Source organism: Bradyrhizobium lablabi, assembly GCF_018131005.1.
GTDB lineage: Bacteria > Pseudomonadota > Alphaproteobacteria > Rhizobiales > Xanthobacteraceae > Bradyrhizobium > Bradyrhizobium lablabi_D.
In genome coordinates this window covers 331,536-355,743 of the sequence record NZ_JAFCJK010000006.1, presented here as the reverse complement: position 1 = coordinate 355,743, position 24,208 = coordinate 331,536, and the positions used below count along the sequence as shown (strand labels likewise).

The window sequence follows — 24,208 nt, the reverse complement described above, 5'->3', positions numbered from 1 at the left end:
CGGCTCGCTTCACATGACGCCCGAGCATGATCCGGAAGAATGGGTATCGGCATTCCGCATGCTCGAATAACAAGGTACCAAGCGGGATGACGATCCGAACGATCATGACGCGCCACCCTCTGGATTGATCCGGCAATGAATCTTTCCGACTACCTCAAGCCTGCGCTCGGAACGGCGTTCCTTGTCGCGCTTGGCGTCGCCTATTACGCATTCGAGCACCGCTCGCGTCCCGAGGAGAAGGAAACGCCGGGCCAGGCGCTCGTCGTGGTGACAAAATCGACCAATGCCTGCTTCTCCGACATGGTCCGCGTCACCGGCTTCATCGTGCCGCGCCGCGAAGCGCAGGTGAACGTCGATCAGGAGGGTTCCAAGGTCACCGACGTGCTCGTGCGCGAAGGCGACATCGTCACCAAGAACCAGGACCTCGCCCGGCTGACCCCGCCGCCGCAGCAGACAGCGCAAGGCAATGCCCAGCCGATTGTGCTGCGCGCGCCGGCGGCCGGCCTCATCACCGAGGTGCGCACCGCCGTCGGCGCGCCGGCTTCGCCGCAGAGCGGGCCGATGTTCCGCATTTCGATCAACAACGAGATCGAGCTCGACGCCGAAGTGCCGAGCTTTCAGCTCTTGAAGCTCAACCCCGGCGCGACCGTGCGGATCAGCCGCGATGACGCGCCCGACATGGTCGGCAAGGTTCGCCAGATCTCGCCGCAGATCGACCGCACGACCCAGCTTGGGCATGTCCGCATTTCGCTGAACAACAATCCCACGCTCAAGGTCGGCATGTTCGCGCGCGCCAATATCGACGCCAAGCGCTCGTGCGGCGTCGCCGTGCCGCGCACCGCGATCGATCGCCTCACGTTGCAGGTCGTTAAGGGCAACACGATCGAGACGCGCAAGGTGCGGGTCGGGCTGACGTCGGACACCGCGACCGAAATCCTCGAAGGCCTCGACGTCGGCGAAATCGTCGTGGCCGACGCTGGCACCTCGCTGCATGACGGCGACCAGATCAAAACCATGTTCGCAGACGAACTAGATCGCACGCGGGCACGCTAATGGCTCTGAACATCTCGGCTTGGTCGATCCGGAACCCGCTTCCCTCGATCGTCTTCTCGATCATCCTGCTCGTGCTGGGCTGGGTCTCCTTCACCAAGCTCGCGGTGACGCGGTTGCCGAGCGCCGACATTCCGGTGATCTCCGTCGCGGTCTCGCAATTCGGCGCCGCGCCCTCGGAGCTTGAATCGCAGGTCACCAAGACGATCGAAGACGGCGTCTCCGGTGTCGAGGGCGTGCGCCACATCTCGTCATCGATCACCGACGGCCTGTCGGTCACCACGATCCAGTTCGCGCTGGAAACCAACACCGACCGCGCGCTCAACGACGTCAAGGACGCCGTCACCCGCGTGCGCGCCAACCTGCCGCAGAACGTGACCGAACCGCTGATTCAGCGCGTCGACGTGATCGGCCTGCCGATCGTGACCTACGCCGCGATATCGCCGGGCAAGACGCCGGAGCAGCTCTCCTACTTCGTCGATGACGTGGTCAAGCGCGCGCTGCAGGGCGTGCGCGGTGTCGCGCAGGTCGAGCGCATCGGCGGCGTTGAGCGCGAGATTCTGGTGTCGCTCGATCCCGACAAGCTGCAGGCCGCGGGCCTCACCGCGGTCAACGTCAGCCAGATCCTGCGCGGCACCAATGTCGACCTCGCCGGCGGCCGTGCCGAGATCGGCAAGAACGACCAGGCGATCCGCACGCTCGCCGGCGCCAAAACGCTGAACGAGCTAGCCGGCACCATGATCCCGCTGTTTGGCGGTGGCGAGGTGCGGCTCGACGATCTAGGGACGGTTACCGACACCATCGCCGACCGCCGCACCTTTGCCCGCTTCAACGGCGAACCGGTGGTGGCGCTCGGCATCAAGCGCTCCAAGGGCGCGAGCGACGTCGTGGTCGCAGCCGCGGTGCAGAAGCGCATCGAAGCGGTGAAGGCGGCCTATCCTGACGTGGACCTCAAGCTGATCGACACGTCGGTCGAATTTACCAAGGGCAATTACGAGGCGGCGATCTCGACCCTGTTCGAAGGCGCGATCCTCGCCGTCATCATCGTGCTGTTGTTCCTGCGCGATATCCGCGCCACGATCATCGCCGCGGTCTCGCTGCCGCTGTCGATCTTCCCGGCATTCTGGGCGATGGACATTCTCGGCTTCTCGCTCAACCTCGTCTCCTTCCTCGCCATCACGCTGTCGACCGGTATTCTCGTCGACGATGCCATCGTCGAGATCGAGAACATCGTCCGACACATGCGGATGGGCAAGACGCCGTATCGCGCGGCGCTGGAAGCCGCCGACGAGATCGGCCTCGCCGTGATCGCGATCTCGCTCACGATCATCGCGATCTTCGCGCCCGCGAGCTTCATGTCGGGTATTGCCGGGCAGTTTTTCAAGCAGTTCGGCATCACGGTCTCGGTGCAGGTGTTTTTCTCACTGCTCGCCGCGCGCTTCGTGACACCAATGCTTGCCGCCTATTTCCTCAAACCTCACGCCCATGACGAGCCGCCGCCCGGGCGGATCCTGCGCGGTTATCACAGCGTCGTCACATGGTCGGTGAAGCACTATTTTATCACCGTGCTGATCGGGTTTGCGATCTTCGCCGCCTCGATCTGGAGCATCACGCTGTTGCCGCAGGGTTTCCTGCCGGCGCAGGACACCGCGCGATCGCTGCTCGCAATGGAGCTGCCGCCGGGCTCGCAGCTCGCCTATACCGAGAAGGTCACCGAGGAGATCGTCGCGCGCTTGCGCAAGCGGCCGGAAGTGCGCAGCGTTTTCGTCGATGGCGGACGGGTGCCGCCCGGCACGCAGGAGGTTCGCCGCGCCTCGCTGATCATCAACTACACGCCCAAGAAGGACCGCAAGATCACGCAACGCGAGCTTGAACTTGCGATCGGCAAAGAGCTCGAGAACGTGCCTGACATCCGCTTCTGGTTCCTCGACGAGAACGGCCTGCGGGCGATCTCGCTGGTGGTCACCGGAACCGACAGCAACATCGTCAACAATGTCGCCAGTGAACTCGCGACGCAGATGAAGCGGATACCGATCATCGCCAACGTCATTTCGGAGACGGCGCTCGATCGGCCCGAGCTTCGGATCCGGCCGCGCGCCGAACTCGCGGCACGGCTCGGCGTCTCGACCGAAAGCCTGTCGCAGACCATCCGCGTCGCGACGATCGGCGACGTCGGCCCGGCATTGGCGAAGTTCGACGCCGGTGACCGCCAGGTGCCAATCCGCGTCCAGCTCGAGGACAATGCGCGCAGCGACCTGCAGATGCTGGAGCAACTGCGCGTGCCGCTCGGCCAGCGCGGTGAGCGCGGCGGCGTGCCGTTGTCTGTCGTCGCCGATATCCAGCTCGACCAGGGCCCGACCAGCATCAACCGCTACGACCGCGAGCGGCAGGCGACTGTCGCCGCCGACCTCGTCGGCAATGCCGCGCTCGGCGACGCCACCAAGCTGATCTACGAGCTGCCGGTCATGAAGAGCCTGCCCAAGGGGGTCAAGGTCAGCCCGTCCGGCGATGCCGAAAGCCTGAATGAACTCTCGGACGGCTTTGCCACCGCGATCACCGCCGGCCTGATGATGGTCTACGCGGTGCTGGTGCTGCTGTTCGGCACATTCCTGCAGCCGATCACCATTCTGTTCTCGTTGCCGCTCTCGATCGGCGGCGCGATCGGCGCGCTGCTCTTGACCGGCAAGCAGCTCACGACGCCGGTGTGGATCGGCATCCTGATGCTGATGGGCATCGTCACCAAGAATGCCATCATGCTGGTGGAGTTTGCCATCGAAGCGATGCGCGACGGCAAGAGGCGCGACGAGGCGATGATCGACGCCGGCATGAAACGGGCCCGCCCGATCGTGATGACCACGGTCGCGATGGTCGCCGGCATGATGCCCTCCGCGCTCGCCTTCGGCGCCGGTGGCGAGTTCCGCTCACCGATGGCGCTTGCGGTGATCGGCGGGCTACTGTTCTCGACCGTGCTGTCGCTGGTGTTCGTCCCGGCGATGTTCATGGTGATGGACGACATCGGCGCGCTGACCTGGCGCCTCGGCAAGCGGCTGATCGTCTCCCATGCCGACCATGAATTGACGCCGGCCGAACATCCCGCCGATCCGGCCGCCAAGGGACCGCCCGGCCCGCCGCCGAACATGGTGTCGCCCGCGGCGGAGTGAGAATAGCTGGAACGGCGTCTCCAAAATTCAAAACCCCTGCGGTCCTGGGAGACAGCAGGGGTTTGCAGGTGGATGGCGTGAGGCCAGCAAGGCTGGGTGTCACCCCAAGGACCCGCGCCAAGGATGAAAGCGATCCCACGCTGTTTCCGCAAGCAAGTCTTTTGAGCAGATTGTCCGCGCATGTATACGTTCGCCGACGACGCAAGGAAGTTCCGCTCACGCAAGGTGATCGCTTCTGGTTCGTGTCTGAGCATTATCTTTTCGGAAAGCCGCGACACACTTTTCTGGATAAGGCGCTATTCGTTGCGCGCCACCGCAGTGAGCTTGTTCATGTTGTGCAGCAGGATACGTCCGCGCTGCAGGTCAAGGATGCCGTCCCGGCGCCAGGCCTGTAGCTGACGGTTGACGCTCTCGCGCGCCGCGCCGACGAAAATGCCGAGTTGCTCCTGCGAAATATGCACCTCGGAACCGAAATCCTCCGACAATGCGCACAACCGCCGCGCGAGCCGCACCGGCAAAGGCTGCAGCACCGATTCCTCCATGCGCTCGCTCTGCCAGCGGATGCGCCGGCTGAGCAATTCGATGAGCTTGACCGCGACCTTCGGCTCACGTTCGAGGAAGCCGAGGAATTCCTCCCGCCGCAGCACGAACAGTTCGCTGGCCTCGCCCGCGGTCGCGTCTGCGGTGCGCGCCTGGCCGTCGAGAACGGCGACCTCACCGAAGAGATCGCCGGGGCCCATGAAATTGAGCGTCAGCCGTCTGCCGTCGGAGGCGCCGGTCTCGATGCGAACCTGGCCGCTGCGGACCCCGAACAGTGCGTCGCCGGCATCGCCTTTCTGGAACAGGACCTGGCCGGCCGCGAGCTGCTGGGTATGGCAATGACCCGCGAGGCGCTGCAATTCATCCGCGCCCAAATTCGCGAACATCGGATTCATCTTGAGAATGACCGCAAATTCGGCCTGTTTGCTCATAATATTACCTTCCAAAAATCAAGCCGGCGCTCCCGTTGTGCCGGTTAACAAAGCTCACTCCCATGGAAGTGTGTGATAAGTCACATAAGTTCACGCGGAGCGCCGATTATTTTTGCAACCCTTGGAGCGAGGTTCCGTTTTGCGGATAGACTCGCGCGATCGGTCGTTCCCACTGGTGACGCGACCAATCTGATGCCGCTTGCGCGGCCTGGAACTCGACATGAGAGCATTGAAATTTGCCGGAGGTGCAATCGCCGCCGTGATCGCGATCATCGCGCTGCTCGCGCTGATCGGAATCCCCTCCACCTTCCTGACCTCGGCAATCAAGGATCGGGTGGAGCGCGAGACGGGCTACAAGCTCGCGATCAATGGTGGCGTGAGCATCGGCATCTGGCCGACCGTCAATGTCACGCTGAGCGACGTCGCGCTGCAGGACCCGAAGGAGCGCGAGATCAACAACCGCTTCACCGCGAGCAGCATCCGGGCGGACATGACATTGTCGAGCCTGTGGTCCGACAGGCCCGAGATCAGCGACCTCGTCATCGTCCGCCCGGTAATCAACGTGCCGCTGCAGCGCGAGCGAACACGCGACAACGATCCACCGGCGAAATCCGCCGCATCGCGTGACGCTCCCGGCATCACGATCGAGCATGTCAGCCTCACCGGCGGCACCGTCGTATTCTCCAATATCCGCGACCGCGTCGAGAGCCGCATCGAGACGCTGAACGCAAATGCGACCATCGGCGCCGACCGCAATATCGTCATCACGGGCAACGCCCGCGGGGGCGACAAGCCGCTGAAATTCGAGATCAGGGCTGCTGCGGCGGCGCCGGACCGGCAGAACTTGCCGGCCGAGTTCACCATCGACGCGCCGGACCTGCTGCCCTCGCCGATCGCGGCAAAGGCCGAGGTGCGGCTGAACGGCACGGTCGCGATGTTCAACAGCGTCTCCGGCACGCTCGGCGGCGACGGCGCCTTCAACGGCTGGGCCTCGGTCGATTTTGCCGGCAACAAGCCGCTGGTGAAGCTCGATCTCGACTTCCAGCGGATCTCGATTGCGACCACACCGGGCCAACCTGACGCCGCGTCGCAACCTTCGAACACCTCTTCGGGCATCTCCTGGAGCAACGCCTCGATCGATCTCACAGGCCTGAACTATGTCGACGGGCAGGCGCGCATCTCGGCGGCGGAACTCGTGATCGGCGATGGCCGCTTCGCTCCGGCGGCGATCGACGCCACGCTCGCGAGCGGCGTGCTGAAAGGCCAGCTTTCCAAGCTCGGCGCCTATGAAGGCAGCGTCAATGGCGATATCACCATCGACGCCACGACCGCCAACCAGACCTATGCGTTGCGGCTCGATCTCGCCGGCGTGCGTGCGCTGCCGGTGCTCAAGAGCCTTGCCGAGTTCGACAAGCTCGACGGCAAGATGCAGGCGAAGATCAACTTGCGCTCCCAGGGCAACAGCGAGCGCGCGATCGTCGCCAACCTGAGCGGCACCGCGTTCACCGTGTTCCAGGACGGCGCGATCCGCGGCCTCAACGTCGCGCAGATGATCCGCAACCTCGCCGCCGGCACGCTGTCGGGCTGGCAGGAAAGCGAGGGACTCGCGACCGATCTCAGCCAGCTTTCGGCATCGTTCAAGATCGACCAGGGCCAGGCCGTCACCACCGATCTCAATCTGGTCGGGCCGCTGGTGAAGATGACCGGGACCGGCACCATCGACCTCAACACGAGGCAGATCGGCTTCCGCGTCGAGCCGCAGCTCGTGATGACGACGGAAGGCCAGGGCCGTGCCGGCAGCCCGGTCGGCTTCGGCATCCCCGTGATGATCGAGGGGCCGTGGGCCGCGCCGCGGATCTATCCCGAGGTGCAGGGCGTGCTCGACAATCCGGAGGCCGCCTATGCGAAGCTGAAGGAACTCGGCAAGGGCCTGTTCGGATCGCACGGCCAGAGCCTCGGCGGGCTGGGCGGCCTCCTCAATGGCGGTCAGGGCGGCGCCAACGACGGGAAGCCCGGCGGCAGCGCGCCGCCCGCGGGCGCCAATTCGCTCGGCGGGCAGCTCGGCGAGACCATCGGCAATCTGCTGCAGCAGGGCCTTGGCAGTCTGAGCCAGGGCAGTTCCTCGCGCCCGAGCCCGGCACCGGCTCCGGGCCGCAGCGTTGCGCCATCGCCCTCCGACGATGCCCCGCCGCCGCCGACGCCCCCGCCGGGCGATGCGGCCGCCCCGCAGGACAATCCGGCGATGAACGAAGTGCTGCGGCAGCTGTTCAACCGCTGATCGTCCGAGCATCTGCCGCACGATCCCGCGCTCAGCATCCTGCGCTGAGAGCGGAAGCGACCTCGAACGGAACCCGCGGCCGCGCTCCTGCCCCGTCCGGACCTTGTCTTCACGGAAAAAGTGCATATATTTCAATCATTCGATTAGCCGTTGTGCCTTGTTGAATGGTCCCATCGGCCCTTTTCCAAAGAACATCGTCGGTTGAATTGGTGACGCGTCCACCACGCGAGCAACCGTTTGGAGAAGAGAAATGCCGACAGGCACTGTGAAGTGGTTCAACGGCCAGAAGGGCTTTGGTTTCATCGAGCCCAGCGACGGCAGCAAGGATGTGTTCGTTCACATCAGTGCGGTCGAGCGTGCCGGTCTTTCCGGCCTCGCCGAAGGACAGAAGGTTTCGTTCGAGCTGAAGACCGACAAGATGCGTGGCAAGACCAGCGCAGAGAATCTCTCGCTGGCGTGAGCCTTTCTTGAGCGTGATTGGCTCAGAAGGCCGCCGCGCACTTTTTCGGGATCATGCTCAGCGTCGTTCCACGGATGTACTGGAATGACGACGCGGCCCGCTCGATCCAGCGGATTGGGCGGGCTTCATCTTATTCGAAGACAGGATAATCCATGGCCAGGAAGCCGACAGAACTTTCGCCCGAGAGCATCGCGAGAGCCAACCGCCAGCGCATCGCGGCGGAGGAAGGCGCGCGCGCCTTGGCCGATGTCCAACGCGACGCGATCGCCGTGCGCAAGAACATGGAGCGGCTGCGCGCACTTCGCCACGCGAAAGAGGCCGAAGCGGCCGCCCACGCCGCGGCGAATCCGCTCGCCGAAGCCGCCAGGCCGAAGACCGCGCGCCGCGTGAAGCCGATCGCGCGATAGAGCATGATCCGGAAAAGTGTGTAGCGGTTTTCCCGCGCGACAAACGCGAAGCGTTTGCGCGGAGATCATGCTCAAACAAAGAGATTAGAGCATGATGCGATTGGACGTATCGCATCATGATCCAGCCGTTCTGATTCAATTTTCATACAGCCAAGAGAACACAAGAGAGAAGAAGCAGGGCAAGACGCACGCAAGCGGTCCCGCGGCGCGAGGCGCCCGAGTGTTGCTGACAGATCCGCCCTTGAAAGAGATCAGAGGGCGCGAGGAAGGCCGGGCGCCGATTGCACCCATGGGTCCCGTGCAACAAAAAGCACGGGGGTAGGACCACAGGTTCAACCGGAAACATCCGGCCTTCCCCGCGCAATGGTTTACGGCTTACTTCGTGATCTTCCCGGTGAGCGGGCTTTTTTTGCCACCGTCGCCTGCGAGATGCTTTCGCCTCTCACCGACTTGACGCCAGCGTCGCGGCGCCAGAACCACACGACTTCGCCGTCCGCCGACAAGCGCACTCGTCTGTCGCGCCATCAGCGTCCACCGCATCCCGCCGCACGTTCGTGACGATCGCGATACGCCCCTCATGTCGGGCGGGACGGGGAATTTGTAGTGCTGATTTGGGATAGGCGTCAAGGAAATTTCGGAAAATCGGAAATGATGGACAGTCGAAAGCCCTTTCGCCCGTCTTGTGCCTGATGGCGGAAGCCATCCTTTCTTTGCCGATGGCAATACTGCGCCGTTCAAGGGTTTCGCTTCTGCGCGACTTCGCCCTTCGCTGCCGCCTCGCGAGCCAATCGCTCCGCCTTCAATCGCTCCCGGTTCGCATGAAATGCGTTTTGGGCGCGTTGGTACTCTGACATCGCGACCTTGGCGTCCGCTTCCCGGAAAGCCTTTTGGGCCTCGCGCTGGGCGGGCGTGGGTTTTCTCGACTCATGGACGTAAGTCACTTCCTGCTCCCTTTCCCTCTACATCAGCGTGCCGAATGAGGCTTATGAAGACCTGGCTTGCCTAACCTGAAGAGTCGACTCCTGGCGGAGCCCAAGGTTCCTATTGCTTTGCAGCGCGCCGGCTTGTGTGCACTTGTGGACATACACGGAGACAGACTGGGTATAGCCTCACGCTATCACCGTTCCATCTTCCGGCACCTGGCGGTGACTGAGAGTGTTGTGCTCCCGCCTTGAAGGAGCGCGCCCATGAGACGGCGTTTCAAGCAGACATTATCCCTCCGGGATCGCCTGGTCGCACACGCAAAGAGCGCACGTGACCAGGCGAGACGACTGCCGCCGGGTAAGGAGCGAGAGAGCCTCCTGCGGAGCGCGCGGCAGAGCGAGACCGCCGCCAACATCGATGAATGGCTTAGCTCTCCCGGCCTGCGCGCCCCGCAATAGCCATGGCGGAGTACCGCGCCTACCTCGTCAGCGTGGACGGTCATATCGTCGGGTTTGAACCGATGGTCTGCGTCAATGACGAAGAAGCCATCGAGCGAGCCGGGCGGCTGCTTGAGGGAGGCAGTATCGAGCTTTGGAGCGGGGCGCGCCTCGTGATCCGGCTTCCCGAGGCAACCACCTCAAAATGAACGATTTTGGCTCCCGCCGTCTTATCTGGACGGAGGTGGCCATGGGCCAGAGCAGCGATCGCCGCAAAATAGAGCGCCAACTCGAACAGGCGAAGCGGCTTGCCTCGGGAATATCAGACCAGACCACGTATCAGCGGCTCCGCGCATTTGTCGAAGAGCTGAGCGAGGGGCTGCGGCGGCGCATAGCCGCGCGGCGGTCCAGGCAGGAAATCAAGGCGCGAGCTCACGAACTTTGGGAACAGCACGGTAGGCCTGCGGGCCGCGACCTCGAGTTCTGGCTACAGGCGGAGCGGGAACTGAACGGCGACGAGACCGAATGAGCTTGGTTGGCGCCGGTCGGCAAAATCAGGAGCAACCCGATGTCGGAGAGAAGAGAGCTGTATCGCAGTCCAAATGGCGACGCCTGGTTCCTTGCGCGCGAACCGGCCAGCGGCAAGGCGTTCGTCATTCATGAGCCAAACGCGCCCTCCGGTGGCCGACCGTCGCAGATCGAGCTAGGCGAGTTCTTGCGAGGGGACGTGAAAGGACCTGAGCACCAGGCCCTGTTGCGTTTGATCGGCACGCTGGTCGATGGGCCGGCGTATGGTTGAGGGATTGCAGAGCTTCTTTGCAGTCCGTCCTGTCACGGGCCACCTGTGCGCGGTGGCGGCAGAGACCATCGCGTCAACGCCATCTCGCGCTTGTCACCGGCATTGACTGCTGCGACTCCCGATCTAGCGACCAAGCCGCTGGCAAGCTAACGGATGATATCGATGTGCTTCATGAGATCGACATTTGCTTTTCTAAGAACGTATGGTGGCGGTACATCTACCGGCATTTCGAAGACGAGTCTCAACTCATCCTCAATCGCGAACCGCGTTGGCTTCATAAAGAGGCTCGGATGAAAGCTAGTCTTATAAAGAAGATCAAATAGTGCATCGTTGATCAGCGCTGGATCGAAGTTTGTTGACGGCTCTTGCGACAATCGGATCGTTTTGAGCGTTTTTGCTCTTAGTAGTTTTAGATCATTGTAGATTACGTGGCCGTAATAGAAGCGATTGGCACCGAACAATATCTTTATCTCCTCTGCAAAACTTTGCAAGTTCGCGATCCTGATGATGCGAGGCCCGAATCGTTCTGACATTTCAGCGCATCGGTCCAAGTTCTGTGCTCCGCAAAAAATGCCGAAATTGTATCCTGATGCCAACGATAAGCCGAACACGTTTCCGGGTGCCTGAAACGCTATGTTAGCAAGTCCTTCCATGGCGTCCTTGCTATTTTGTTGCTCAATGCTGCGATAGTAACTAATCGAACCGAGTTGAAATGATCCGTTCATGAAATGACTGAGCGTGCTGTCAGACATGAATTTATAGAATACAGCACCTTCCAGAGTTAAAAAGTTGTCGGCAGTCATTAGCTTGCTTGGGCCTTGGCGCTCGAATTCATATGCGCCAACGTTCTGAAGATATCTATTCAGATGACGAAAAAAGTTAAACAGGTCGATATTTGTAACAACGGCGTCGCGCTTAAAGCGCGCGGCCGCGTGCAATAGCACGGACACATTGCCTTTGAAAAACCGATATCCAGCGTTCGGTTCGAATGAATGTCGAATTGCCATTGTTGCGCATCGCGCTGTCGCAGTGGATCGAGCGCCTGAGTGGACGTTCGCGCACGAGTTGTGTCAATGCTCCTGAAGAAAGATTGTGGATCGACTTCTTGAATGTAGCGGTCCTCGCAGGCATACCATTCTGCGCGCTGTGATCCCGCGGCCGCGCCGCAATCGTCGCAATGATCGAAAAAGCAATATCGGCCTACTGGAAGGTGTGTCAGCGCCCCAAGAGTTTGAACCTAGAGCCCCTGGCGGCGACCTACCTCCAGGAGCAATCTACCGGAGGCCGTCATGACCCACGTGCACGACACGATGGTCGATAGACCTGCAACAGATCATGCCGCGTACGTCACCGGCTGGGCGATCTCCGGCCTAGCCGTGCTCGGGACGGTTGTTGCGGTTTGGGTTTTCGGGATTTAGGCGCGCTAGTCTAAAGTAGTCGTCTTCAGACCGGCTAAAATCGGACCGGCGCTCAGGTACGCGCGCCTGATGTTCCACAAAAGCGATAGCGTCGTGCAAATTTGCGTACAGCACAATCTGCACTAGCAGGCTGTTGAAAAAATCGTTTTGCCGGTGAACGTAGCTGAATCCGAAAGAGAACAAACTGGAATCGCACCGCGAATCATTGTGCTTTTTTTCAACAGTCTGCTAGAGCGCTTCATGGTGCGTGCATGCCCCGTGGTGCTAGGGGACACACCTCGCGCCCCTACCCCAACCCCGCCCGCCGTAACGCCCCCACATAATGCTCGCGCTCCTCGTCGAGCTTGAACGGCATCTCGCTCTCGAGCCAGGACAGCGAGACGCCGGGCTGGGCCATGCGCAGCGCCTCCAGCGAGGAGGCGGCGAGATCGTCCTGGCCGGCCATGGCGGCGGCGGCTGTCAGCACGCGGTGGGCGCCGACGAAATCGGGGCGCAGCCGCAGGGCTTCGCGGGCGAAGCGGATCGCCTCCGTGTAGTTGCGGCCGACGAACTGGCAGTAGGCGGCAACGCCGTCATAGATGCCGGCGAAGGGATCGCGCGGCGAGAGCAGCAGCGCGTGCCGGGCGGCGCGGTCGCCCTCCTCCCACCTGCCGCAATAGGCGAGCGCGACGCCATAAATGCCGCGCGCCGGCGAGAAGCTCGGGTTGAGCCGCAGCGCGAGCTCGAATTCGGCGAGCGAATCGTCGAAGCGGCGCTCGAACAGATAGACGCTGCCGAGCGCATAATGCGCCCAGGGGTCCTCGCTGTCGGCGTGGATCGCGGCGAGCGCGGCGCGCTCGGCGACCGGCAGCGTCGCCGCCATGTCGACCCAGCCCATATGGGCGGAGAAGATGTGGGTCGCGGCGAGCAGGCCGAGCGCGCGACCATATTGCGGATCGAACGCGATCGCCTTTTCCAGCAGCGCCTGCGCCACCAGATGATCCTGCCGCGTCACACGCCAGTAATGCGACAGCGCACGCACCACGAGATCCCAAGCGTCCATGTTGTCGGGCCCCTTGCGCTGCGCGCGGAAGTTCTCGGCGGCGTAGAGCTGCGGCTCGATCGCGGCGACCACGGCCTGGGTGATCTCGTCCTGCACGGCGAACACGTCGGCGAGATCGCGGTCGTAGCGCTCGGCCCAGAGATGGCTGCCGGTCGCGACATCGTTGAGCTGCGCGGTGATGCGGACGTGGCCGCCCTCCTTGCGCACGCTGCCCTCGACGACATAGTGCACGCCGAGCTCCTCGCCGATTTCCTTCAGGTGCACGGCGCGGCCCTTGTAGACGAAGGAGGAGTTGCGCGCGATGCAATAGAACCAGCGCAGCCGCGACAGCGCGGTGATGATGTCCTCGGTGATGCCGTCGGAGAAATAGTCCTGCTCGCGGTCGCCGCTCATGTTGGTGAAAGGCAGCACCGCGATCGCGATGCGATCGAGCGCCGGGCGGAGGGTGGGCTCGCTTGGCTGCGCCTCGGCCTGTTGCGGCGCGCCGCCGTTCGCCGGCTCCGGCGTCCGCTCGCGCGGCGGGGCGGCGTCGGGCGCGAGCTCGCCCACGAAGCGAAAGCCCTTGCGCGCGATGGTGCGGATCACCTGCTGCCGCTCGCCGCTGTCGCCGACTGCCCGGCGCGCGGCGTTGATGCGGCTCGTCAACGTGGATTCCGAGACGATGCGGCCGCCCCAGACCGTCTCGATCAGATCATCCTTGCTGACGACGTGGTCGCGATGCTGGATCAGATGGACCAGCAGGTCGAACACCTGCGGCTCGACGGCGATCCGCTCGCCGCCGCGGCGCAGCTCGCGCAGATCAGTGTCAAGCTCATGGTCTGAAAAGAGAAATCGCAAGGCCTATCCTCGCCCCTTCAGGCGTCTCAGCAAAAAATCACGCCGCCCTCAAGGCAAAATGCTCCTCCCCTCAGAGTCTTTGGGTGCGCCGAAGGCCATACAGGTTCAGTACGGGCGGCACAGTGCCGCGCCCGGATATTTCAGGAGGAGGAATATGTCCAACACCGCGACCGCATTGAGCGCCACATCGCAAGCGCCGGCAACACCAGATTTCGCCGCGATGAAGACCAAGCAGCAGGCGGCCTGGTCGTCCGGCAACTATGCCATCGTCGGCACGACACTGCAGATCGTCGGCGAGCAGCTTTGCGAAAGCCTGGATCTGAAGGCCGGCTCCACGGTGCTGGATGTCGCGGCCGGCAACGGCATGGCCTCGCTCGCCGCGGCACGGCGCTGGTGCGACGTGACCTCGACCGACTATGTGCCCGCTCTGCTCGACCGCGCCGCCGCGCGCGCCGAGGCCGAGGGCCTGCCGATGGCCTTCAGGGAAGCCGACGCGGAGAACCTGCCGTTTTCCGACAATGCCTTCGACGTGGTGATCTCGACCTTCGGCGTGATGTTCACGCCGAACCAGGAGCGCGCCGCCAGCGAGCTCTTGCGCGTCTGCAAGCCGAAGGGCCAGATCGGCCTCGCCAACTGGACGCCGGACGGCTTCATCGGCCAGGTGTTCAAGACGCTCGGCAAATATCTGCCGCCGCCCGCGGGCGCGAAGTCGCCGGCGATGTGGGGCACGCGCACGCGGCTCGCCGAGATGTTCGATGCCGGTGCCGCCGGTATCAAGGTCGAGGCGCGTCACTTCAACTTCCGCTACCGCTCGGCCGACCACTTCCTCGAGATCTTCAAGACCTATTACGGCCCGGTGCTGAAGGCCTTCGCGGCGCTGGAGCCGGCACGGCAGACCGACCTGCACAACGACCTGCACGCGCTGATCGTGCGAATGAACCGCGCCGGCAACGGCAGCATGGTAGTGCCGAGCGAATATCTCGAGGTCGTCATCACCAAGCGGTGAGGCGCGGCCGACATTCGCGGTCACGATCGAAGCGTAACCGCGTCGGGACAACGCTCCCTCTCCCCGTTCTTACGGGGAGAGGGGCCTCTCACCATGAAGACGAACCAGCCGATTTCGCGGAGACTCCCCCTCACCCGAAATTCAAGCTGCGCTTGAATTTCGACCTCTCCCCGCACGCGGGGGCGAGGTGGATCTCGAGATCGCGGCCCCTGACCTCATCCCGCCCCGGCTGGCTCGGCCGCGGCGCTTCTGGTAGTCATGGGCGGCATTCTCCGGGGAATGGAACGCCGATGATGTCACGTGTCGCGTGCTCGCGCGCCCTGCTTGCCTCCGCGCTCATTCTGGCCGCGGCGCGGCCCGCTTTGGCCGCCGGCGAGAGCGAGACGCCGAAGGGCGCGACGGTGACGGTGCTGAAGGCCTCGAAATTCTGCTTCGGCAACATCGTCGAGGTTTCCGGCATCGTGCTGCCGCGCGACGAGCAGCAGCTTCGCCCCGACCGGCCGGGGCTGAAGGTTGCCGAGGTGATGGTCGATGCCGGCGACACCGTCACCGCGGGCCAGATCCTGGCGCGGCTGACCGACGGCACCAACTCGATCAACATGACGGCGCCGGTTGCGGGCGTGATCTCGGCCGCATCGGCGGTCGTGGGCGCCTCGGCATCCGGCAAGGGCGAGGCGCTGTTCTCGATCATCGCCAAGAGCGAATATGATCTGGTCGGCATGGTGCCGACCCGCGACGTCATCAAGCTGCGGCCGGACCAGACGGCGCGGATCAAGATCATCGGCACCGGCGAGGTCGATGGAAAGGTGCGGCGCGTGGCGCCGACGGTGGAGCCGAACAGCCAGCTCGGCCAGGTGTTCCTCGGCATATCCACCAGCCGGCGGCTGCTGGTCAATGCCAGCGGCCGCGCGCAGATCAAGACCGGGCAGAGTTGCGGCGTCTCGGTGCCGCTCACCGCGATCCTCTATTCCACCGCCGGCACCGTGGTGCAGGTGGTGCGCCGCGACCGCGTCGAGACGCGGCGGGTCGAGACCGGGCTGATGTCGGCCGGGCAGGTCGAGATCCGCGATGGGCTCCAGGAGGGCGACATCGTCGTCGCCCGCGCCGGAGCGCTGCTGCGCGAGGGCGATCCGGTGCGCCCGATCGTTGAAGGGGCGAATAGGGAGTAGGGAATAGGGGGAGTAGGGAGTAGGGAGTAGCGAGTGGCGAATAGCCAATAGCGAATAGGGAAGAAAGGCTGTGCTCCCTTCCCTATTCGCTACTCGCCTATTCGCTATTCGCCTATAAAGCTCAGCCGCCGAGCTTGATGTCCTCGAGCAGCGACGACGATACCGACGGCACCTGCTCGCCTTCGCTGTCGCGGGAGATGGCCAGACGGGTCTTGTTGAAGGCGCTTTCGGCGCCGGTCTGGGCATTGAGATTGTTCAGCAGTTCCGACACCAGAACGCTGTTGGGCGACGTCGAGTCGTCGACGACCTTGCCGGGCGCAGCCGAAGTCAGCACCAGCGTGCTCTCCGGCGGGCTGATCGCGTCGAGGCCGTGGCTGAACGCGCGGAACCGGCGCTCATAGGGATTGCGCCTGGAGGCGTCGAGCACGACAAGCTTGGCCTTGGCGCCCTGCTCCTGCATCGCCCCGAGCACGGACTCGACGCTGATGCCGTCACGGCGCACGTCGGCCGCCTTCCAGATCGTGGCGTCGACCGGAAGCATGTAGCTCTCGCGGCCGACCTGTACGCCGTAGCCGCCGAAGAACAGCATCACGACGGTATCCGGCCTGATCTTCGCCTTCATCCGCGCAACCGCGCGGACCATGTCGTCCCTGGTCGCGTCCTCGACGACATCGACATCGAAACCGTCGCTGCGCAGCGCGGCCGACAGGTTGCGGGCGTCGTTGATCGGCTGGGCGAGCGGCGCCGCGGCGTCCGGGTAATGGCCGTTGCCGATGACCAGCGCGAGACGGGAGACGTCCTTGGCAGCACCCAGCGTCTGCTCGGTGACAATTGACTTGGCGACATCGGGCGAACGCTTGTTGAGCGCGGCGTGCGCCCCGATCACCAGCGACACCGTACCGGTCAGCGCCACCACGGCGGCGATAGTACGCCGGGAAATGCAAAGCTGCCTAAGGTCCATAGCGTTCCTAGTCCCAATCGTTATCCCACGGCGCCTTACATGGTCGCGCCCGTTGGTCGCGGCAAAGCCGTTCAGGGTTTAGCGGGGTTGCAAATTGGAGATGCCGAACAATTGACGTCAATTTGCGGCATCGCAACAAGGAAGCCTTTAGCCTGCCGAGGCGTCCGGGGCAACCCGGTTTGACGCGTGGTCCGGTTGCGCCCGGCGATCCGGCTCCGACTAACGTGATTTTATGTGATGTAAGTCACATTGTATTTCCTGGGGATTTCTGTAGCGTTCCAAGGACTTGGGGGATGACGGCCGCCTCTCGGCCGCGCGCTGTCCGGTTTGGGCGGTGTTAACCGGTTTCCTGCAGAAAGATTTTCATGGGATTTCACACGATCGCTGGCGCGGTTTGCCGGGTCCTGACGGCCAAGAAGGACGGCCCGTCGCTCTACGACGTCTGCGACCCTGTGCTGCTGAAATACCGCGGCGGCGACGCCCATCTCGGGAAATTCTACCGGACCGCGCTCCGCAACCCGGCGCTGCGGCCTTTGCTCCGCCGCGCCGGCCTTCCCGCCCTGAAGGACCCGCAGCGGCTTGCGCGGCTTCGTGCGGCGCTCGTCCATGCCCGCGACGACGGGACCCCCGATTGGGCCGCGGTCGGGGCCCCCGTCGCCGAGCTGATGGGTGACATCAACGTCCGCCACCCGCAGCCACCGCCGTCCAGATCAGCGCTGCGTCCGCCCGCCGCGACCGAGATCGACAAGGTGATCCGCACTTGCGGGGCGCATCTGTTGCGCTCGTTCGCGAGGAACGGCTTCATCCCGACCTATGCCGCGTTCAACCTGCTTGGCGATGCCGACATGGGCGGGCGCGAAATGCTGATGGCGCTGACCGGCCTGAACGCGCGCGGTTACAAGAACTCGACGCTGCTGTTCAGCCTCGCGCGCATCTTCATCGCGCATTCGCCGGCGCGCACGCTGATCAACCCGCCCTGGACGGGCATCGCCGAACCGATGTGGGAGCCGATGCAGATCCGCCACCGCTCGGCCTATTACGACGCATTCTTCACCGAGGCGCTGCTCGGCTTCATCGAGACCGGGCTCGCGTCAGCCGAGCAGGCGGGCGCGGCGCGGCGTGCGATTTCCGAGATGGTGGATTTCTGCCTGAAGATCAGCGCCGAGGAGGTGCCCTCGCACGACGGCTCGAGGGTGAAGGTGATCACCGCGCTGGCGCCGCCGCCGCACCCGCGCTTTTCCCGCTTCTTCGCCCAGATCAAGCAGGATCTCGGCTTCGGCATCTACGTGCCGGACTGCGACACAACCGCGTGCTCGTTCTCGGCAGCTCTGCAGGCCGGATCCGACGATCCGATCCTCAACCAGCCGCTTCTGGACTTCTACCGCGGCTACCAGGTGCGCGCCGGCGCCAACGAACCGCGCGTCACCGTGCCGATCAACGATACCATCGATTACGAGGGCGGCGTCGTCACCTGGATCGACAATCTCGACGGCGACCGCCCCTACGGCAATGATCTTGATCCGACGCTGAACCTCGACATCCTCGAAGTCTCGTTCCGCAACCTGGCGCGCTGGCGGGTCATCGAGACGCCCCAGCGGCTGGAGACGGTACGTCGCATCATCTCCTTCCAGAAGCGGTTGGCCGAAAGCGGCGCGTTCCGCAATCCGCGCTCGCATATCTATTACCTGCCGGAGCTCTATTGCGCCTATTTCGGCCGCTGCTACGCGGCCTTCGTCGCGCTGCCGCTCGCGGCGCAGCGTATCATCGACCCCGAAAACGTGTTCGCGCTGATCCGCGCGCGGGTGCTCGGCTACGTGCGGAACGAACTCATCGTTCGCGAGATGAACCCGTTCGACGCCGCGCTTGCGCTGATGGCGCTGGCACATCTCGGCGCCGAGACCGCGACCTTCGCGGCGCCGCTGCACCGCATCGTGCGCAGCCTCGGCGAGGGCGGCCGGCACGGCCCGTACAAGGCTTATGAGTGGAACAAGATGAAGACGCCGACCCGGATCCTGGTCGGCGGCCCGGAGGTGACGTCGGCCTTCGTGCTGATGGGCCTCGCGCTGGCGAAAAGGCGAATGGCGGGCAACGCGAATGCCGAGTAGGATGTAGCGAGTAGAGATTCGAAACGCGTCCGGTTCGCTATTCGCCCTTCCGATGACGCGAAGTTGAAACCGCCTGCGACGGGGCGCCACTGGCACGGCCATCCAATTGCCCGCACAATTCCGGGTACCGACATCCGAACGCTCACCCTCGCCGGGATTGCCGATGCGATCGAAGACGCTGCTTCTTGCCACCCTGCTGTTGTCGGTGCCGGCGTTGGCGCAGGCGGCCGACATCACAGGTGTGCCGAAGGTCCGCTCCGGCGATCAAGTCCAGATCGGAAATAGCCGCATCCGCCTCGGCGGCATCGACGCTCCGTCGACGGACCAACTCTGCCTCAACAACAATGGCGAGCGCTGGACCTGCGGGGTCGCCGCGCGCGACGAACTGATCAAGCATGCCGGCAACAAGAGCTGGACCTGCCATGCCCGCGCGGTCGACCGCCGCGGCCGCACGGTGGCGCGCTGCGAGGCCGACGGTGAAGACATTCAGAAATGGCTCGTCGCCAACGGATGGGCGCTGGCCTATACCCGAGTCTCGCATGACTATGAGGCCGATGAAAAAGCCGCGCGCGAGGCAAAAGCCGGGATGTGGAAAGGCGCCTTCATCGCGCCGTGGGATTGGCGCGTGCGCAACAAGAAAACCACGGTGCTTGGCGCGGTCAAGCCGCCGGAAAGTGCCAACGCGATCCTGCTCGCATCCGCCTCCGGTGCTGTCGCGCCCTCGCCCGACTGCACCATCAAGGGCAACGTCAACCGGTCCGGCGAATGCATCTTTCACCAGCCGACCAGCCGCTGGTATGCGAAGATCGAGATGAAGATCAGCAAGGGCACCCGCTGGTTCTGCTCGGTCGAGGAAGCTGAGGCCGCCGGGTGCCGCGAGACGCGGCGCTGACACATAGGTTGGGTTGAATTACAATCGCATCTGCCCCCTCTCCCGCTTGCGGGGAGGGCGTGGGTGGGCGTTTTACCACTTGCGGCAGTCTTGGTGAGGAGAGAGCCTCCAACCGCATTGGATCTGTCGACACGATACGACCACAAGCGGGAGATGTGAAACGTGCCCGCGGATGAGCCGCGTCAGGAAAACCCGTGACCGATATCCAGGACATTCCGCATACGGCGCGCAGGCACGGGCGTTTCAGGCGTGTCCAATTGTTGCTGCTGCTTGTCCTGATCATCTATCTGCTCGCGGCCTATCTGGCGCTGCCAGTATTCTGGACGCATTACGAGCACCAAAAGTGGCTTGCCGATCTGCCGATGGTGACCCGCACCGCGCAGGGCATTCCCGGCGATCCCATGAACATCGGCCTGATCGGAGACCGGGCCGACGTGATCTGCGCCATGCATGAAGCAGGCTGGTATCCAGCCGATCCGATCACACTGAAGTCATCGATCGAGATCGTCGGCAGCGTGCTGCTCGATCGCCCCTACAAGGACGCGCCGGTAAGCAATCTGTTCTATCTCGGACGGCGCGAGGATCTCGCCTTCGAGAAGCCGATTGGCACCAGCGCCGACCGCCGCAACCACGTCCGCTACTGGAAGGTGCTCGACCAAGGCGAGGAGAAACGCCCGGTGTGGCTCGGCTCGGCCACGCTCGACCGCAGCGTCGGGGTCAGCCACTACACCGGTGCAGTGACCCATCACATCGACGCCGACCTCGATGCCGAGCGCGCGCGGCTCACCGGCGATCTCGAAGCCGCCGGCATGGTGACCGCGAAATATCAGGTGACCGGCATCGGGCCGACGCTCGCCGGCCGCAATGGCGGCGGCGATCGTTATTACACCGATGGCGAGATCTGGGTGCTGCGGCTGGTCGAGGCCTGCCGGAAGCACGACGGCCCGGTCGAGGCGATCCCGAGCCCTGCCGTGACGGAATTCAAGGACCAGCTCTGGCACGCGGTCGTGAACGCGATCGGGCATTGATACGGCCGATGATCCGCAACGGCGCGCGCGACCCGCGCTTTCTGAAGCTCTGGATTGCTTCGCCGTGCTCGCAATCACGGCCTTGATCGCATATCTTCCAGGCCTGACGCCAAGCGCTTGATTGGCGTTTTACCCAAAAAGGAACAAAAAGATGACCGTTCGCGCGGGCCGGGAATTTCTGGCCATCCCTGGGCCCACCACGATGCCTGACGACGTGCTGCGCGCAATGCATCGCCCGGCGCTCGACATCTACTCCACCGAGATGGTCGAATTGACCGCGGGCCTGCTGCGCGACCTTTCGAAACTGTTCGCCACCAGGGGCAACTCCTACATCTACATTGCCAACGGCCATGGCGCCTGGGAAGCGACGCTGTCCAACGTGCTGTCGCGCGGCGACAAGATCCTTGTGCTGGAAAGCGGCCGCTTCGCGATCAACTGGGGCAATGCGGCAGCCGCGATGGGTGTCGAGGTCGAGGTGCTCAAGGGTGACTGGCGCCGCGCGATCCGTCCCGCCGAGGTCGAGGCGCGACTGCGCCACGACAGGGAACGCACCATCAAGGCCGTGCTCGCGGTGCAGGTCGACACGGCCTCCGGCGCCTACAACGACATCGAGTTGATCGGCAAGGCGATCAAGGCGAGCGGCCATCCGGCGCTCTACATGGTCGACACCGTCGCCTCGCTCGGCTGCATGCCGTTCGAGATGGACGAATGGGGCGTCGACGTCGCGATGTCGGGTTCGCAGAAGGGCCTGATGACGCCGCCCGGCCTCGGCTTCGTCGCCGCCAATGATCGCGCCCGCGAGGTGCACAAGACGGCCAACCTGCGCACGCCCTATTGGGACTGGACCGAGCGCGACGGCCCGGAGCACTATCGCAAATATGCCGGCACCGCGCCGGTGCACCTCCTGTTCGCGCTGCGCGAAGCCATCAACATGCTGCACGCCGAAGGGCTGGAGAACGCGTTCGAGCGTCACCGCCTGCTCGGCGAGGCCGTGCGCCGCGCGGTTTCCGTCTGGGCCGAAGGCCAGGTGCTGGGCTTCAACATCGCCGAGCCAGCCGAGCGTTCGAATACCGTGACGACGGTGACAGTGAATGGTACCGATCCCGCCGCGATCCAGCGCTACTGCAAGGAGAGATGCGGCGTGGTGCTCGGCACCGGTATCGGCGACCTGCACGGCCAGGCCTTTCGCATCGCGCATATGGGCTACGTCAACGCACCGATGGTGCTGGGCACGCTTGGCGTGGTCGAGGTCGCGCTCAACGCGTTGAAGATTCCGCACGGCAAGGGAGGACTCGAGGCCGCGGTACAGTGGCTGGGTGAGGGCGTGAGGGCCTAGGCTCGAGCTTGCAGGCCAGTTTCGCATGTCTACTCCGTCATCCTGAGGAGGTCGCGAAGCGACCGTCTCGAAGGATCGACGGCCACGGTCTCGCGCCGAGAAAATCCCGCCGCGCGGAGTTTTCCGGGCCGTGCATCCTTCGAGACGCGCGCAAGAGCGCGCTCCTCAGGATGACGGAGCACCTCGAGCAAAGGTCCGACGAACAGCCCCCAATGACCGCAGCAAAGTTTGCACAATCCCTTAACCGGCTCATGAGTGCGTCAGGACCGTCACGATGGGTGTTTACATCTACATGCTTCGCCGCGCCGATAACTCCTTCTATGTCGGCAGCGCGACGGGTGACGATCTTGCGCCTCGCATCGATCAGCATAACGCAGGAGCCTTCCCGGGCTATACCTACAACCGGCGACCGGTGGTCCTCGTCTGGTCGGAGTATTTCGATCGCGTCGCAGATTGGATCGCCGCGGAACGACAGATCAAAGGCTGGAGCCGTGCAAAGAAGGAAGCGCTGATACGATCGGACTGGGACACCATCAGCCGGCTGGCGCGACGTCGTGGTGGTGCTGCGTGAGCCTAATAGCAACCCCTGTCCCCGTCATCCTGAGGTGCTCGCGCAGCGAGCCTCGAAGGACGGACGGCCCGGCTTTCGCCGCACGCTTCTGCTTCTCTCGAGGTGAGAGCGGGGCCGTCGATCCTTCGAGCCGGCCGCTTCACGGCCTCCTCAGGATGACGGGAATAGATTGCGTTGCGTCGTCAAAAGCAAAGCCAACACTTTCCGTCCCCCACGTTTTCCGCTTTACTTCCCGCAACAGCCGGGCACTGATCCCTGCGACAATGTGAGATGGAGGGGATCGCTTGGCGTCGGTAGAATTGCGCGGGCTGACCAGGAAATTTGGCTCGTTCGTCGCGGTCGATGACGTTTCGCTCAAGATCGATCACGGCCAGTTGGTCTGCCTGCTTGGCCCTTCCGGCTGCGGCAAGACCACGACGCTGCGGCTGATCGCAGGCTTCCTCGAGCCCACCGGCGGCGAAATCCGCGTCGGCGATCGCCTGGTTTCGTCGAAGGCCCGCACGCTGCCGCCGGAGCAGCGTAACATGTCGATGATCTTTCAGAGTTATGCGCTGTGGCCGCACATGACTGTCGCGGAGAACATCGTCTACGGGTTGCGCCTGCGCAAACTGGACCGCGACACGATCGCAAAGAAACTCGCCGCGATCCTGGCGACGACGAGGCTCGAGGCGCTGGCGCAGCGCTATCCTGGCGAGCTCTCCGGCGGCCAGCAGCAGCGCGTTGCGCTGGCGCGCGCGCTGATCGTCGGGCCCGAGACGCTGCTGCTCGACGAGCCGCTCTCCAATCTCGACGCCAACCTGCGCGAAGAGATGCGGTTCGAGATCCGCAGGCTGCATGACGAATATCGCTACACGACGGTTTACGTCACCCACGATCAATCGGAGGCGATGACCACGGCCGACCTCATTGCCGTGATGAATGCCGGCAAGATCGACCAGCTCGGCACGCCCGAGGACATCTATGCGCGGCCGGAATCGGAATTTGTCGCGCGCTTTATCGGCGCGGCCAATGTGATCAGGGGCACGGCGCGCGACGAAAACCACGTCGCCTTTGCCGGCGCAACGCTGCAAGTGGTCGGCACCAGACTCGTGGCGGGACAGACCGCACCGGTCGCGATTCGCCAGCACGAGATCGAGCTCTCGACGCTAGCGCCGGCCTCGCAGCAGAACACGCTCAAGGCCGTCGTGACGCGGCAGGTCTATCTCGGCATGAACCGCGACTACATGGTGGAGACGCCCGACGGCACCTCGCTGCGCGTCACCACGCCGACCGGTACTTCGGTCGACAGGGGCAGCGAAGTCTGGCTGACGCTGCCGCCCGAGCGCTGCCGGGCGCTCAGCCGATAGCGAAGCGGGA

General features: G+C 63.8%; 21 protein-coding genes. 17 read left to right on the top strand and 4 right to left on the bottom strand.

The window, feature by feature from the left end:
* Window positions 1-135: 135 nt before the first annotated feature.
* Both JQ553_RS20350 and JQ553_RS20345 read left to right on the top strand, forming a co-directional pair.
* Complete coding sequence (locus tag JQ553_RS20350) at window positions 136-1,053, top strand: efflux RND transporter periplasmic adaptor subunit (RefSeq protein WP_212501783.1); 918 nt, start codon at window positions 136-138, stop codon at window positions 1,051-1,053.
* A complete protein-coding gene (locus tag JQ553_RS20345) occupies window positions 1,053-4,211 on the top strand; it encodes an efflux RND transporter permease subunit (protein ID WP_212501782.1) in 3,159 nt (1,052 codons plus the stop codon). The genes JQ553_RS20350 and JQ553_RS20345 overlap by 1 nt, the downstream gene beginning before the upstream one ends.
* Window positions 4,212-4,507: 296 nt before the next feature.
* Here the strand turns inward: JQ553_RS20345 and JQ553_RS20340 are convergent, their stop codons facing one another.
* Window positions 4,508-5,182: a Crp/Fnr family transcriptional regulator gene (locus JQ553_RS20340; protein WP_212501781.1), complete on the bottom strand. Its 675-nt coding sequence runs from the start codon at window positions 5,180-5,182 to the stop codon at window positions 4,508-4,510.
* A 220-nt stretch (window positions 5,183-5,402) separates the two neighbouring features.
* Here JQ553_RS20340 and JQ553_RS20335 point away from each other — a divergent pair, with 220 nt between their 5' ends.
* The 6 genes from JQ553_RS20335 (at window position 5,403) to JQ553_RS20310 (ending at window position 10,487) form a co-directional block, all read left to right on the top strand.
* Entirely contained in the window at window positions 5,403-7,460 is a 2,058-nt protein-coding gene (locus JQ553_RS20335; protein ID WP_212501780.1) for an AsmA family protein, read from the top strand.
* Window positions 7,461-7,710: 250 nt separating this feature from the next.
* On the top strand, window positions 7,711-7,920 hold the full coding sequence (locus JQ553_RS20330; protein WP_212501779.1) for a cold-shock protein: 210 nt from the start codon (window positions 7,711-7,713) through the stop codon (window positions 7,918-7,920).
* Window positions 7,921-8,072: 152 nt separating this feature from the next.
* On the top strand, window positions 8,073-8,327 hold the full coding sequence (locus JQ553_RS20325) for a hypothetical protein (protein ID WP_212501778.1): 255 nt from the start codon (window positions 8,073-8,075) through the stop codon (window positions 8,325-8,327).
* Window positions 8,328-9,711: 1,384 nt separating this feature from the next.
* Complete coding sequence (locus JQ553_RS20320; protein WP_212501777.1) at window positions 9,712-9,897, top strand: hypothetical protein; 186 nt, start codon at window positions 9,712-9,714, stop codon at window positions 9,895-9,897.
* Window positions 9,894-10,217 carry a DUF2934 domain-containing protein gene (locus JQ553_RS20315; protein WP_249144444.1) on the top strand — a complete coding sequence of 108 codons (324 nt, stop codon included), beginning with the start codon at window positions 9,894-9,896 and terminating at the stop codon, window positions 10,215-10,217. Before JQ553_RS20320 ends, JQ553_RS20315 begins: the two co-directional genes overlap by 4 nt.
* A gap of 39 nt (window positions 10,218-10,256) precedes the next feature.
* Window positions 10,257-10,487, top strand: coding sequence for a hypothetical protein (locus JQ553_RS20310; protein ID WP_212501776.1), 231 nt, complete (start codon window positions 10,257-10,259; stop codon window positions 10,485-10,487).
* Window positions 10,488-10,633: 146 nt separating this feature from the next.
* Here the strand turns inward: JQ553_RS20310 and JQ553_RS20305 are convergent, their stop codons facing one another.
* Complete coding sequence (locus JQ553_RS20305) at window positions 10,634-11,494, bottom strand: hypothetical protein (RefSeq protein ID WP_212501775.1); 861 nt, start codon at window positions 11,492-11,494, stop codon at window positions 10,634-10,636.
* Between the two features lie 282 nt (window positions 11,495-11,776).
* Here JQ553_RS20305 and JQ553_RS34935 point away from each other — a divergent pair, with 282 nt between their 5' ends.
* Window positions 11,777-11,905 (top strand): hypothetical protein, encoded by a 129-nt coding sequence (locus tag JQ553_RS34935; RefSeq protein ID WP_283817269.1) that lies wholly within the window; start codon window positions 11,777-11,779, stop codon window positions 11,903-11,905.
* 286 nt (window positions 11,906-12,191) lie between these two features.
* Here the strand turns inward: JQ553_RS34935 and JQ553_RS20300 are convergent, their stop codons facing one another.
* Window positions 12,192-13,784 carry a winged helix-turn-helix domain-containing protein gene (locus JQ553_RS20300; protein ID WP_212501774.1) on the bottom strand — a complete coding sequence of 531 codons (1,593 nt, stop codon included), beginning with the start codon at window positions 13,782-13,784 and terminating at the stop codon, window positions 12,192-12,194.
* 154 nt (window positions 13,785-13,938) lie between these two features.
* Here JQ553_RS20300 and JQ553_RS20295 point away from each other — a divergent pair, with 154 nt between their 5' ends.
* Window positions 13,939-14,790: a class I SAM-dependent methyltransferase gene (locus JQ553_RS20295; protein WP_212501773.1), complete on the top strand. Its 852-nt coding sequence runs from the start codon at window positions 13,939-13,941 to the stop codon at window positions 14,788-14,790.
* Between the two features lie 293 nt (window positions 14,791-15,083).
* Window positions 15,084-15,959: an efflux RND transporter periplasmic adaptor subunit gene (locus JQ553_RS20290; protein ID WP_212501772.1), complete on the top strand. Its 876-nt coding sequence runs from the start codon at window positions 15,084-15,086 to the stop codon at window positions 15,957-15,959.
* Window positions 15,960-16,080: 121 nt separating this feature from the next.
* Here JQ553_RS20290 and JQ553_RS20285 read toward each other — a convergent pair whose 3' ends face one another.
* Window positions 16,081-16,920, bottom strand: coding sequence for a caspase family protein (locus JQ553_RS20285; RefSeq protein ID WP_212501771.1), 840 nt, complete (start codon window positions 16,918-16,920; stop codon window positions 16,081-16,083).
* A gap of 365 nt (window positions 16,921-17,285) precedes the next feature.
* On the opposite strand from JQ553_RS20285, the gene JQ553_RS20280 reads away from it, so the two are divergent.
* From JQ553_RS20280 to JQ553_RS20255, 6 genes are all read left to right on the top strand, one after another.
* Window positions 17,286-19,025 (top strand): hypothetical protein, encoded by a 1,740-nt coding sequence (locus tag JQ553_RS20280; protein WP_212501770.1) that lies wholly within the window; start codon window positions 17,286-17,288, stop codon window positions 19,023-19,025.
* Between the two features lie 163 nt (window positions 19,026-19,188).
* Entirely contained in the window at window positions 19,189-19,917 is a 729-nt protein-coding gene (locus JQ553_RS20275) for a thermonuclease family protein (protein WP_212501769.1), read from the top strand.
* Window positions 19,918-20,111: 194 nt separating this feature from the next.
* Entirely contained in the window at window positions 20,112-20,945 is an 834-nt protein-coding gene (locus JQ553_RS20270) for an LssY C-terminal domain-containing protein (RefSeq protein ID WP_409363081.1), read from the top strand.
* 151 nt (window positions 20,946-21,096) lie between these two features.
* The gene (locus tag JQ553_RS20265; protein ID WP_212501768.1) at window positions 21,097-22,281 is read left to right on the top strand and encodes an alanine--glyoxylate aminotransferase family protein; all 1,185 of its coding nucleotides are present in this window, start codon (window positions 21,097-21,099) and stop codon (window positions 22,279-22,281) included.
* A gap of 274 nt (window positions 22,282-22,555) precedes the next feature.
* A complete protein-coding gene (locus JQ553_RS20260) occupies window positions 22,556-22,852 on the top strand; it encodes a GIY-YIG nuclease family protein (protein ID WP_212501767.1) in 297 nt (98 codons plus the stop codon).
* Between the two features lie 284 nt (window positions 22,853-23,136).
* Window positions 23,137-24,198, top strand: coding sequence for an ABC transporter ATP-binding protein (locus tag JQ553_RS20255; RefSeq protein WP_212501766.1), 1,062 nt, complete (start codon window positions 23,137-23,139; stop codon window positions 24,196-24,198).
* The last annotated feature ends 10 nt before the right edge of the window (window positions 24,199-24,208 follow it).

What these genes read in the sequence shown, in the direction of transcription:
- JQ553_RS20350 (WP_212501783.1), top strand. Translation starts at nt 136, where the DNA reads ATGAATCTTTCCGACTACCTCAAGCCTGCGCTCGGAACGGCGTTCCTT.
- JQ553_RS20345 (WP_212501782.1), top strand. Translation starts at nt 1,053, where the DNA reads ATGGCTCTGAACATCTCGGCTTGGTCGATCCGGAACCCGCTTCCCTCG.
- JQ553_RS20340 (WP_212501781.1), bottom strand. Translation starts at nt 5,182, where the DNA reads ATGAGCAAACAGGCCGAATTTGCGGTCATTCTCAAGATGAATCCGATG.
- JQ553_RS20335 (WP_212501780.1), top strand. Translation starts at nt 5,403, where the DNA reads ATGAGAGCATTGAAATTTGCCGGAGGTGCAATCGCCGCCGTGATCGCG.
- JQ553_RS20330 (WP_212501779.1), top strand. Translation starts at nt 7,711, where the DNA reads ATGCCGACAGGCACTGTGAAGTGGTTCAACGGCCAGAAGGGCTTTGGT.
- JQ553_RS20325 (WP_212501778.1), top strand. Translation starts at nt 8,073, where the DNA reads ATGGCCAGGAAGCCGACAGAACTTTCGCCCGAGAGCATCGCGAGAGCC.
- JQ553_RS20320 (WP_212501777.1), top strand. Translation starts at nt 9,712, where the DNA reads ATGGCGGAGTACCGCGCCTACCTCGTCAGCGTGGACGGTCATATCGTC.
- JQ553_RS20315 (WP_249144444.1), top strand. Translation starts at nt 9,894, where the DNA reads ATGAACGATTTTGGCTCCCGCCGTCTTATCTGGACGGAGGTGGCCATG.
- JQ553_RS20310 (WP_212501776.1), top strand. Translation starts at nt 10,257, where the DNA reads ATGTCGGAGAGAAGAGAGCTGTATCGCAGTCCAAATGGCGACGCCTGG.
- JQ553_RS20305 (WP_212501775.1), bottom strand. Translation starts at nt 11,494, where the DNA reads ATGGCAATTCGACATTCATTCGAACCGAACGCTGGATATCGGTTTTTC.
- JQ553_RS34935 (WP_283817269.1), top strand. Translation starts at nt 11,777, where the DNA reads ATGACCCACGTGCACGACACGATGGTCGATAGACCTGCAACAGATCAT.
- JQ553_RS20295 (WP_212501773.1), top strand. Translation starts at nt 13,939, where the DNA reads ATGTCCAACACCGCGACCGCATTGAGCGCCACATCGCAAGCGCCGGCA.
- JQ553_RS20290 (WP_212501772.1), top strand. Translation starts at nt 15,084, where the DNA reads ATGTCACGTGTCGCGTGCTCGCGCGCCCTGCTTGCCTCCGCGCTCATT.
- JQ553_RS20285 (WP_212501771.1), bottom strand. Translation starts at nt 16,920, where the DNA reads ATGGACCTTAGGCAGCTTTGCATTTCCCGGCGTACTATCGCCGCCGTG.
- JQ553_RS20280 (WP_212501770.1), top strand. Translation starts at nt 17,286, where the DNA reads ATGGGATTTCACACGATCGCTGGCGCGGTTTGCCGGGTCCTGACGGCC.
- JQ553_RS20275 (WP_212501769.1), top strand. Translation starts at nt 19,189, where the DNA reads ATGCGATCGAAGACGCTGCTTCTTGCCACCCTGCTGTTGTCGGTGCCG.
- JQ553_RS20265 (WP_212501768.1), top strand. Translation starts at nt 21,097, where the DNA reads ATGACCGTTCGCGCGGGCCGGGAATTTCTGGCCATCCCTGGGCCCACC.
- JQ553_RS20260 (WP_212501767.1), top strand. Translation starts at nt 22,556, where the DNA reads ATGGGTGTTTACATCTACATGCTTCGCCGCGCCGATAACTCCTTCTAT.